This is a genomic window from Oscillibacter valericigenes (assembly GCF_021531915.1).
Taxonomy (GTDB): Bacteria; Bacillota; Clostridia; order Oscillospirales; family Oscillospiraceae; genus Oscillibacter; species Oscillibacter valericigenes_A.
Map to the genome: position 1 here is coordinate 1 of NZ_JAFBIV010000031.1, position 11,258 is coordinate 11,258.

Consider the following 11,258-nt stretch of genomic DNA (forward strand, 5'->3'; position numbering starts at 1 on the left):
AGACAACAAGCCCTCTCGGTTGCTTGAACAATTTTTGATTTCAATTATTGTCTAACTTTTCGGGGTCACTTCACGGAACACGCGGATGACTTATCTTTCTATTTGTAATGTATATTACGCTGCATTGACCTCGTCAAAGATCTTTTCAATGCTCTCATCGGGCTTTTTCGTCAGCAGACTCACCACCACAATGACAACAGAGGCCACAATAAATGCGGGCAACAGCTCATAGACATTCCAGGCACCGCCCATCGGGCGCACACAGAACTTCCAAACGAAGACCATGACGCCACCGGCGATCAGGCCGGCCAGTACGCCCTGGCGGTTGCTGCGCTTCCAGAACAGAGCAAACAGGATGGCGGGGCCAAAGGTAGCGCCAAAACCCGCCCAGGCGAAGGACACGATCTGGAACACGCTGCTGTTGGGGTCGGTAGCCAGGAAGGCCGCAATGACGGCAATGACGATGACCGTGAGCCGGGCCACCAGCATGGTCTGCTTGGCAGTCAGCTTCACGCCAAACACATCCTGCAGCATATTCTCAGAGAAGGCAGAAGCGGCAGAGAGCAGCTGAGAATCTGCCGTGGACATGGTAGCAGCCAGGATGCCAGCCAGGATCAGACCGGCAATAATGGCGGGAATAAAACCATAGGAAGAAAGCAGGTCCGCGATCCTGACGATAACGGTCTCGGATGCGCTGCCCTCCAGCACAGGAATGCGTCCGGCCTTGGAAACGCCGTAGCCAATCATACCAATGCAGATAGCCACTGTCATGGAGATCACCACCCAGGCGGAGGCAATACGACGGGACAGCTTCAGCTCACTTTCATCACGGATGGCCATAAAGCGCACCAGAATATGGGGCATACCGAAATACCCCAGGCCCCAGGCCATGGTGGAAACAATGGTGACCAGGCCGTAAGGCGCAGCGCCGCCGGAAGCAGCATCATGGGTCTGCACAAGGCTCAGGTAGCCAGGCAGCGCCCGGACATTCTCCAGCACGGTACCCACGCCGCCAGCCTGATAAACGCCGAAGCAGGTGATGACGACCAGGGCGCAGGTCATGATGATGGACTGGATCAGGTCCATGGTGGCAACAGCGCTGAAGCCGCCCACGGAAGTATAGCTAATAATCACAATGGTGCCGATGATCACTGCCACCAGGTAGTTCCACCCGAACAGGCTGTTGAACAGCTTGCCGATGGCCGCCAGACCAGAGGCTACATAGGGGACGAAGAAAATCAGAATGATCAGGGAGGCAATGCACATAATGACGGGCTTCTTCTCCCCATAGCGCTTGGAAATGAATGAAGGGATGGTGATGGCATCCAGCTTTACGCTGTACCGGCGGATCTTCCGGGCCACCAGCAGGAAGTTCAGATAGGTACCAACAGCCAGGCCAATGGCCGTCCAACCGGCGTCAGCCACACCGCTGAGGTAGGCCAAGCCGGGCAGGCCCATCAGCAGCCAGGAGCTCATATCAGAGGCCTCCGCGCTCATGGCGGTGACCAGAGGGCCCATACCGCGGCCACCCAGGTAAAAGCCCTCGGCGCTCTTCTTGCTCCGCCGTCCGATCATCACGCCGGTGATGATCACGAAGCAGAGATAGAGGATGATGGTTCCCATAATACAGATTTGTGCGGTTGTCATAGCAGTTTCTCTCTCCTTTGTGTTTCAATGGAAGACATCATACCATACTTATCACAAGAATGAAATACAGAACAGAGTATAGAATGAATTCTATACTCTGTTTATCATTTCTATATTTTTTATTGATATATTAATATTTTTATACTATACGATTTTTCATATTCATACTTGTCTAAAAAACAAAATCTTATTTTTCCTCCGTTGGTTTTCCCCGGTAGCTCTCCAAAAACATGGGCGTCACACTGTCCGTATAGGCTACCAGAGAGTACTCACCGCCCGCCAGACACCAGTCGTACATCAAGGCCCGCTCCCACATAGCATAGGCCCGCAGGATCTCATTGACCGTTCTGTCCGTCCGCAGCTGGCCCGCCCTCTGACCTTCTGTGATGATCTGGCGCAGCAGCTTGAAATACGTGCGGTTCCTGTCCAGCAGATGCTTTTCGCCCCGGGCCAGCAGCTGGGTGGACAGCAGCCGTGCTAACAGATCCATGGAAATGCCGCCGTCGATCATGGCAAACAGCTCGTGGTTCAGATAGATCAGCTTTTCCATGGCCCCCAGTTCCGGGTCCATGACCGCCATCAGCTCCTCGTACTTCTCGTCGAACACATAAGCCAGCGTCCCCAGCAGGGCGTCCTTTCCCTCAAAATAGTGGTAGAACGAGCCCTTGGAGGTCTCAGACTCAAAGACGATATCCTCCACCGTCGTATTCTCATATCCCTGCTCGTAAAACAGTTTCCACGCTGCGGAAATAATGCGTCCCTTTGTATTTCTACCGTTCTTTTTGGGCATAAGTGTCCCTCTCTTTTGTCTGTTTTGTCTCTATGATACTGGCATCTAAGCAGTAAATCAAGCGATTTTTCACAAGGGGCCCGCATGATTTGCATGATTTTTAGCACATTCTCCAGTTTTCACCGATGTTCTGTGCTGTTATAATACAATAAAATTAGTATAAGGAGGGGTATTCCTTGCAGTTCTGGAAAATGAACGGCGCCGGAAACGATTTCGTGGTGCTGAACAATCTCAAGGAGCATCTGCCTGTCGAAAGTCTCCCTCAACTTGCCAAAACCCTCTGTGAGCGTCACATGTCCATCGGAGCCGACGGTCTCATGGTCATCGACACTCCCACCCAGGGCGGTGATTACCGGATGCTGTTCTTCAACTCTGACGGCAGTATGGGCGAGATGTGCGGCAATGGTGCCCGGTGTATCTGCCGCTACGGCTATGAGAACGGTCTGGCCGGCGAAACCCAGACTGTGGAGACCACCGCCGGCATTGTCACCGGAAAGCGGATCAGCCAGCGGCTGTACAAGATTCGCCTCAATGATCCTACCACCGTCAAGCTGGATTACCCCGTGGATGTGGACGGTGTGAAATATGCCTGCTCCTATGTGGAGTTGGGCAACCCCGGTATTCCCCACGCCGTCGTCCCTTACCATGATCTGAAGCACGCCGACGAGAATGAGCTCCGGGAGCTTGGTCGGGCCATCCGCTGGCACTCCGCCTTCCCCAAGGGTGCCAACGTGAATTTCTATGAGCTCACCGGCGAGGACTCCGTCTTTGAGCGGACCTTTGAGCGGGGCGTGGAGGATTTCACCTACGCCTGCGGCACCGGCACCGGCTCCCTGGTGACAGTTCTGACGCTCCAGGGAAAGGTTAGCGGCCACGACGTCAAGGTGGATATGACCGGCGGTCAGCTCATCATCGACGTGATGCGGGATGGCTCCCGTGTTACAGACCTGTATCTGACAGGTCCCACCAACATCGTTGCAAAGGGCGAGGTCACGGACGAAGATCTCTGTCCTGCAAAATAAAACTCCCGTGTGTGTAAAAAATAGGAGGAATGAAAATGGAAGCAAAATCCGTCGCTAAAAACTACCGCTTCATGGCCATTATGATTGGCTCCATGATCCTGGGCGCCATCGTGGGTTGGATATGGCCCGTGGTGCTGGATGCGGACGGCAACACTGTCTCCGCCGGCGCCACTGTTATCAAGCCCCTGGGCACCGTGTTCATCAACATGATGTTCTGCATCGTGGTTCCCCTGGTGTTCGCGTCCATCTCCAGCGCCGTGGCCAATATGCAGAGCCGTAAGCGGGCTGGTAAAATCATGGGCGTCACCGTTGGTACCTTTGTTGTGACTGGCGCTATCGCCGCCGTGATCATGTTCGTACTGGTAAAGATCTTCCCCCCTGTTCTCTCCGCCTGGACAGAGCTGCCTTCCGAGGAGATCGGTGAGTACGCCTCCATGTCCGAGATGATCGTCAACTTCTTCACCGCCAGCGACTTTGTGGGCCTGCTGACCCGCCGGGCCATGCTGCCTCTGATTGTCTTCTCCCTGCTGTTCGGCTTTGCTGTGAACCTGAACGGCGGCAAGGACACCATGGTTGGCAAGTTTCTGGAGGACCTGACCAACGTCATGCTGAAGTTCGTGAAGATCGTCACCTACTACGCTCCCATCGCCTTCTTCGCCATCTTCGCCGACCTGGTGGCCACCTACGGCTCCCAAGTCACTGTGACCTATGGCCGTGCCCTGCTGCTGTACTATCCTCTGTGCTTCGTCTATATCTTCACGGCATGGCCTCTGTTCGCCCGGTTCGGTGGCGGCAAGGGCGCTGTCAAGGTCATGTTCCAACACATCACCCGTCCTGCCGTGGTGTCCTTGGGCACCTGTTCCTCCGTTGCCACCATCCCCACCAACATGGAAGTGGCTCAGGAGACCGGCATCTCCAAGGATGTCTCCGACATGGTGCTGCCCCTGGGCGCTACCATGCACATGGACGGCTCCTGCTTCTCCTGCGTGCTGAAGATTGCTTTCGTGTGGGGCGTGTTCGGCCAGGATATGGGCTTTAACCAGCTGATTCCCGTGGTACTGGTGGCCGTGCTGTCCTCCGTGGGCATGAGCGGTGTTCCCGGCGGTGGCTATATCGGTGAGTATATCATCTGCTCCATCTTCTTCCCCGAGCAGATGGAGGTGGCCTTCCCCATTCTGGTGGCCATCGGCAACCTGGTGGATCCCCCCGCCACCATGATCAACTCCGCCGGCGACTATGTGGTCTCCTATATCGTCTCCCGCTTTGTGGACGGCAAGGACTGGCTGCAGAAGGCCCTGGCTGCCAAGCAGTAATCCTTCCCCTGTACAACAAACACCGGACGGTCATTCGGCCGTCCGGTGTTATGAAATGATCAAAGGCCTGCATCCACATTGGATGCAGGCCTCTTCTATCTTTCTTTTATCTTTACTTACTCCAGCACCTGGACTGCTGCGCCCAGGACACCGTCACCGATATAGACACTGAGGGTACCGTCGATCTCACCCTCCCAGATATGATCGTAATCCGGCAGGGCTGCCATCAGCTTCTGCCGAATGGTCTCCATCTCCGCCGGGGCGCCGCCGTTGGCCACCGCCAGATTGTACCGTTTGTGCTCCCCGCAGCTCTTTTCCGTCATAGCCACCAGCTTGTCCATCACCTGATGGCGTCCCCGGACCTTGGCTACCGACTGGAGCTGGCCGTCTCCGGCGAACGTGAGGATGGGCTTGATCTGCAGCAGGGTGCCCGCCGTGGCGGTCACCTTGCCGATGCGCCCGCCCTTCATCAGATACTCCAGGGTATCCACGGAGAAGAAGGGGAAGGTATTGGCGATCAGACTGGGGATACGGCGCTCCGTCAGCTCCTCCCAGCCCATTCCGTTCCGGATATCCTCCGCCGCCTGCAAAACCGTCAGGCCCTGGCCCAGAGATCCGCTGAGGGAATCGAACACCCGGACCGGCAGCTTCTCCCGGCATTCCTCCGCCAGGAGCCGCACCAGATTATACGTGCCGGACAATCCGCTGGACAGCATAATGGCGATGACGCCGTCGTAGCCCTCCGCCACGATCTGGCGAAAAGCCTGGCCCACATCCTCCGCAGCAGGCAGGGAGGTCTGGGGCAATTCTCCCGCCCGCAGGCGGGCATAGATATCCGCGCCGTTAATATCCACGCCATCCCGGTATTCTCCATCCTGACACAGGATCCGAAGGGGCACCACGAAGATGTGGTTCTCCTCGATCATCCGGGGTGAAATATCCGCGCAGGAATCCGTCAGCAATGCGATTTTCTGTGGATTCATAGCAGTCTCTCCTGTATTGCGTATTACATATTATAGCGATTATCCCACAAAACCCTCAAAACTGCAAGAACTATCCTTCGACACCCTCCGGAATTTTGCGAGTATGTCCCCTTCCCTTGACACTCCGGCCCTATACGCAAAAAAGGCAGCCCTTCGGCCGCCTTTTGATCTCCCTTACGGCGTTTTCCACCGCTCCAAAGTTGGCAGGAGCCCCCGCATGTATGCCCGGCAAGCCTCCGGGTCCGACTGGCCCAGGGGCATGTTGGGAATGCAGTGCTCCACCATCTCCTCCATGGTGCAATCCTGGGCGAACCGCCCGTCATCCCAGCACCATTTGCAGTATTTCTCATTCAGGGTCCCATCTGCCTCCCGTGACAGGAATTCATCGCTGAGGGGCATCCCGCAGCTTTGGCACACCAAAGCCCTCGGGCTGCCCAGCAATGTGTTGACCGACACGTCGAACAGCCGGGACAGGGCCAGCAGGGTCTCCGGCTCCGGGATGGTCTCGCCCCGTTCCCAGCGGCTCACCGCCTGCCGGGTCACATGGAGTTCATCTGCCACCTGATTTTGCGAAAAGCCCATCTTTTTCCGCAGGTCTGTGAATACTTCGTAAAATTCCATCGTCTTCGCCTCCTGGTATCAGCCTATCACGCCTCTCTCCGGTTGTAAAGCAACCGTCAGTTGCCTCCCCGCCGGATGTGGTCCAGCAAGCCCCGGCATCCGGCCAACGCATCCCGCCAGGTGGCCTCAAAGTCCCCGGTATACCAGGGGTCCGCCACATCACCGGGTCGACTTGTCCAATCCAGCAGCAGGGAGATCTTCCCATCCGGGTCTCCCCCGCAGATACGCCGCATGTTCCGCAGGTTGGCGCTGTCCATGCCCACCAGATAGTCCCAGCATCCGTAATCTCCGGCGGTCAGCTGCCGGGCGGCGTGACCGGCGCAGCCGATACCGTGCTCCGCCAGCTTCCGCCGGGCGGGCGGATATACCGGATTGCCGATCTCCTCCGTACTGGTGGCGGCGGAGGCGATGACGAAGCTATCCTCCAGTCCCGCCTTCCTGACCAGGTCCTTCATCACAAATTCCGCCATAGGGCTGCGGCAAATGTTTCCATGGCAAACAAATAGTATTTTTATCATCGTCTTATATCTCCATATAAGTCTTGTATTTCTTCTCAAATGCCCAATATTGCAGGAGTTTTTGGCATTTTCATATTTCTGTGTTTCCGGGATATCTTCTCAAATCTTCCCGTATTTTCTCATGCTTTTTCCTGCAATATTGGTAAATCCGTTGGTAAATAAATGCTCTTTACCAACGAGGGGTCTCAGGCTTCCGCTACTCGGAGCAGCTCTGCCTGTGCGTCATCGAACTGCACATGAGTGTAAACATTCAGCGTCACGCTGATGTCCGAATGACCCATGATATACTGCAACGTCTTAGGGTTCAAATCAACACCATGCTTTTTCAGAGTGCGGTACGCCTTGTTGTAGGCAGTCAGCTCGTCCTTATGCTTTTCGGCAAAGGCAGCTTGTCTTGTTTTCCAACCAATTTTGATATATTTGTCATGGACTGCCTTATGGGTCTGACAGTCGGCAACCGCAGTCTGAATGGCGGTAATAATTTTCATTCGGTTCGATGCGGTTTTCATTTCCTTGCTGATTGTTCCGGTTTTCTGGTTCACGCCTTGCAGTGCGGTGTCCAAATCTTCCAGAGTGAAAAGCTCATGTTCTTTCAAATAGATCAGCGCTTTGGAGACAGCTTTCAAATCATCGGCTGTGCCTTTCTGCTGCCCGTACCTCGACCACTCGCTGCGTTCTGCCTTTCGCAGATTCATATAATCACGGAGCAGGTTGGAGAGATTGGGCGAAGCATTTTCCTTTTCTGCCTGTGCTTCTGCAATAGCTTCCTTGGTGGCTTCCAGAATGTCCGCAATCCAGTTTCGCAGATTTTTGATGGTGCTGCGGATGGCGTTCATCATGCGGTTGGCAGCCTTAATATCTCGATTGAGATTGCCGATGTTGGTTTCAATGCCCTTGCGTTCCAGAGCAGACACGGCGGCTCCCATGTGTACTGTCGGGATCACATCAACGCCCTGCCGTTCATAGGAACGCATATCCACACGTTCGGCACTTCCGGAAAGCTCCAGATATTTATTCTGAATAACTTCCCATCCGTGTCTCCATTCTTCGGCGTGATACTGTTCGTTCCAGTCAACGGTATTTTCCTTGTGGCTTTTCCATCTGCCAGACGGTAAACGGATGCGTTCTCCATTCTCGTCAAGGTCATAAACTTTTCGGCTTTTGGGCAACCACTTTCCATTTTCGTCAATAGCTCGCATGGTCAGCATGATGTGACAATGAGGATTGTGTCCGGGAGGATCTGGATCATGGATTGCAAAATCGCAGCACATTCCTTTGGACACAAAATGCTCCTTGCAGTATTCCTGCAGCATCTGCGGACACATTTCAAGCGGAACTTCTCTGGGCAGGGCGACGACAAATCGCCTTGCAAGCTGCGAGTTCCATTGCTTCTCCACCTCCTCAGCAGAGTTCCAGAGTGTTGCCCGGTCTGCATATTCGGGAGGGGCGTTTGTTGGAAGCATGATTTCCGTGTAAACAACTTCCTGCTGTTTTCTTCGGTGATCTTTGGATTTCTGGTCGTACTCAGAAAACAATTTTTCTCCGGCTTGGTAGGCGGCTCCGGCAACGGCAGAGCTGCCTTTGCTTCTCTGAACAATTCGTATCTCCAGATGGGGAACCGGCATTTCGGTTGAACCTCCTTTCGGTGAAATGAAAAATGACCGATACTTTTCAGCACGGTCAGGTGGTGGAATATAAACTTGCTGCCGGGGAATGATTGTGCCTGCAATCGTTCCCTGGCGGCAAGTCCACAAAGGGGTAGCTGGCAGAGCCAGCGCAGGGGAAGTGTAGCTTCCTCTGGATGATTGGAGCAAAGGACTTTTGCGGAAATCATCAAACTCCCTGTAAGGGGCTTCCGGCAGGACGCAATCACCCTCTTTAGGTGGTGTATAATTGCGCCCTATTCAAGAATAGGGTTTTAGCCCCCGTCCGGTTGCCCCGTTTCCTTTCGTTTCTCAATCAGCATATTCAGCTTCTTTTGAACCGCTTCACCATGAAAGACGAAAGTCAAAAGCTCCATCACATCATCATCGGTCAGAACCGTCGGCTCCCTCAGAAAAGTTTCCAACATACCGGCACGGGTACAGAGCCGATGGGTTCTCTCACTCCGGGTCAACTGCTTCAACTCATGCTGTAATTGCTTCTCTCGGTGCTTGGCTGCGGTCAGCTTTTTCTCAGCTACATACTTCTGGTGCTTCAATTTTTCCAACTGTTCATTCGCCAATCGCATTACCCCCGTTTCACCCAAACAATGTCATAACCCAGAGCATCAGCCAACTCCACCGCTTCGCCGTAGCGCAGGCTCCCACGCTTCAACTTACCGGACAGATTGGGGACGCTGCTGCTCCATCCATACTCGTCTGCCAGATAATCCACCACCTCACTCATAGTCATACCGGCCCGGACAATGTAGGATTTGATCTCGTTTCGATACAATTCAGACTTTTTCTTCTTCAATTCACATTTCCTCCATTCTTTTTTGTTCGTGATATGGTATAATTTGTTTATTAAACAGCAAGTGCCGTACAGTGTTTCGTGACGAAAACAGAGAATCATCGTTTCGCTCAGAATTTTTGTAACAATGTCCTGTACATAAAGGGCAGTATCCATCTTCGCTGTTTAACTTGGTTTTTTATGAAATGACGAAAACCTTCATCCTATGCCGTACCCTGTACGCTGTTGAGTGCATCACTCATTGGTATAGATAGCAACACAAAAAGAGTGGTTTTTTCGCTGATTTCACATGGTTTGAATTTAACCTGTGATTTTTGAGTGCCGTTCTGCCCGAATGTCGTTCCCGCCCGGAGATCTTCCCGGCGTTTTCTCCCCGTTGGTACGCTCGTGCTTTTCACAGTCGTGGCGATACTTCGCTGGGGGACATATCCCATTCGGACGGTCATTCAGTTTTCAAGGTGCATTGGTGATTTACAAGTACAGTTTAGCGAAAAAAGACGCTCTCTCCCGTATGTCCAAAAGGTAGGAAAAGAGCGTAAAATTGCGTGGATTTCCACGCTTATGGAATGGAGATGAAATATGCAACTGAAACTTACTGTTCAGGAAAGATTGAAAGATCTGCGTGTTGTGGATTTTAAGTTAACACTGGAAGAATTGGCAGAGCGCACCGGCCTGTCCCGTTCCGCCCTGGGAAAATATGAATCTGATGAAACCGCAAAAGACATCAGCCCCTTTGCGATCCAAACTCTCGCCAAGTTCTATGGCGTGTCCACGGACTATCTACTGGGTCTGACAGAAAATAAAAATCACCCAAACACAGAGCTGGATGCTCTGCATTTGAGTGATGATGCAATTACTGTATTAACGACTGGAAACTTCAATCACCGGTTGCTTTCTGAAATGATCTGCCACAAAGATTTTCAGCGCATGATGCTGGATGCAGAAATCTATGTTGACCGCATTGCAGATATGCGGATCACAAACATGAATGCCGCCATGGAAGCTGTCCGGCAGTCTGTGATTAAGAAAAAAGGAAATGATCAAGAGGACTTGTATCTGCGCACATTGGAGCTGGCACAGGTGCAGGAAGATGAGTATTTCGGTCATGTGATTTCCAAGGATCTGACCGGCATCCTACGTGACATTCGTGATACGCACCGCAAGGACGCAACCACAGCTGACGAGAGTTGCGCCGCTCTGGAAGTGCAAAAACAATTACAGGATGCCATGGACTACAAGGGCAGCGCCGAAGAAAAGAAAGCCCGTCTGTTCCTCGCCAACCTTGGCATTGACTACGATGCACTTACCATGGAGCAGTTTACAAATCTGATTGAAGTGCTGAAACTGTCCAAGCACATGAACAGCCCGATCAGCCAGCGTGGTAAAGGCGGTATGACCCATGGAAAGGGGAAAAGAAAAAGGAAATAATTTCAGACTATGTTATTCCGAATTAACTGCGAATAAGAGCGATGTGTAGATGAAGACCAAAAAGTGAATGCTCCGAGACCATCCCAAAATCTCTCAGTCCTGGCGGGATAACTGGCCGAATCTCAGCACCTATTTCAAGTACCCCCAGGAGGTTCGCCGTCTGATCTATACGACCAACACCATCGAGGGCTTCAACCGCCAGCTCCGGAAAGTGACCAAGGCAAAATCCGTGTTTCCCACGGATGACAGCCTGCTGAAAATGCTGTATCTTGCCATGATGGATATCACGAAGAAATGGACTGGCCGGAGACAGGACTGGAGCGTGATCCACGCTCAACTGACTGTATTCTTTGCGGATCGCATGCCAGAGTGATCGGCTGCATACCGGCATGTCAAGGGTCGAGATGAACGTAAGCGTCAATTCTAACAGCGTATAAAAATCTCCACCTTGGCGCGAATGCGCTGAGGTGGAGATCAATCAT

At 53.0% G+C, this 11,258-nt stretch carries 11 protein-coding genes and 1 pseudogene; 4 read left to right on the top strand and 8 right to left on the bottom strand.

Translation table 11 applies throughout. The features are described 5' to 3' along the window. Positions 1-114: 114 nt before the first annotated feature. Both JQM66_RS12080 and JQM66_RS12085 read right to left on the bottom strand, forming a co-directional pair. On the bottom strand, positions 115-1,647 hold the full coding sequence (locus tag JQM66_RS12080; protein ID WP_235230123.1) for a sodium/proline symporter: 1,533 nt from the start codon (positions 1,645-1,647) through the stop codon (positions 115-117). A gap of 187 nt (positions 1,648-1,834) precedes the next feature. Next, complete coding sequence (locus tag JQM66_RS12085; RefSeq protein WP_235230124.1) at positions 1,835-2,437, bottom strand: TetR/AcrR family transcriptional regulator; 603 nt, start codon at positions 2,435-2,437, stop codon at positions 1,835-1,837. A gap of 176 nt (positions 2,438-2,613) precedes the next feature. Here JQM66_RS12085 and dapF point away from each other — a divergent pair, with 176 nt between their 5' ends. Both dapF and JQM66_RS12095 read left to right on the top strand, forming a co-directional pair. After that, positions 2,614-3,459: a diaminopimelate epimerase gene (gene dapF / locus JQM66_RS12090; RefSeq protein WP_235230125.1), complete on the top strand. Its 846-nt coding sequence runs from the start codon at positions 2,614-2,616 to the stop codon at positions 3,457-3,459. Positions 3,460-3,494: 35 nt separating this feature from the next. Beyond that, a complete protein-coding gene (locus JQM66_RS12095; protein ID WP_235230126.1) occupies positions 3,495-4,772 on the top strand; it encodes a dicarboxylate/amino acid:cation symporter in 1,278 nt (425 codons plus the stop codon). Between the two features lie 116 nt (positions 4,773-4,888). Here JQM66_RS12095 and JQM66_RS12100 read toward each other — a convergent pair whose 3' ends face one another. From JQM66_RS12100 to JQM66_RS12125, 6 genes are all read right to left on the bottom strand, one after another. Further along, entirely contained in the window at positions 4,889-5,755 is an 867-nt protein-coding gene (locus JQM66_RS12100) for a DegV family protein (protein ID WP_235230127.1), read from the bottom strand. A 174-nt stretch (positions 5,756-5,929) separates the two neighbouring features. Beyond that, positions 5,930-6,376 (bottom strand): zinc ribbon domain-containing protein, encoded by a 447-nt coding sequence (locus JQM66_RS12105; protein ID WP_235230128.1) that lies wholly within the window; start codon positions 6,374-6,376, stop codon positions 5,930-5,932. Positions 6,377-6,432: 56 nt separating this feature from the next. Then, entirely contained in the window at positions 6,433-6,894 is a 462-nt protein-coding gene (locus JQM66_RS12110; RefSeq protein WP_235230129.1) for a low molecular weight protein-tyrosine-phosphatase, read from the bottom strand. A gap of 185 nt (positions 6,895-7,079) precedes the next feature. Then, on the bottom strand, positions 7,080-8,519 hold the full coding sequence (gene mobQ, locus JQM66_RS12115) for a MobQ family relaxase (protein WP_235230130.1): 1,440 nt from the start codon (positions 8,517-8,519) through the stop codon (positions 7,080-7,082). Between the two features lie 293 nt (positions 8,520-8,812). Next, complete coding sequence (locus JQM66_RS12120; protein ID WP_407946023.1) at positions 8,813-9,118, bottom strand: DUF3847 domain-containing protein; 306 nt, start codon at positions 9,116-9,118, stop codon at positions 8,813-8,815. 5 nt (positions 9,119-9,123) lie between these two features. After that, positions 9,124-9,288: an LLM class flavin-dependent oxidoreductase gene (locus tag JQM66_RS12125; protein ID WP_235230133.1), complete on the bottom strand. Its 165-nt coding sequence runs from the start codon at positions 9,286-9,288 to the stop codon at positions 9,124-9,126. Positions 9,289-9,927: 639 nt separating this feature from the next. Here JQM66_RS12125 and JQM66_RS12130 point away from each other — a divergent pair. Both JQM66_RS12130 and JQM66_RS12135 read left to right on the top strand, forming a co-directional pair. Beyond that, a complete protein-coding gene (locus JQM66_RS12130) occupies positions 9,928-10,776 on the top strand; it encodes a helix-turn-helix domain-containing protein (protein ID WP_235230132.1) in 849 nt (282 codons plus the stop codon). Positions 10,777-10,855: 79 nt separating this feature from the next. After that, positions 10,856-11,149: pseudogene (locus JQM66_RS12135) on the top strand (transposase); the annotation flags it as partial. Positions 11,150-11,258: the final 109 nt, after the last annotated feature.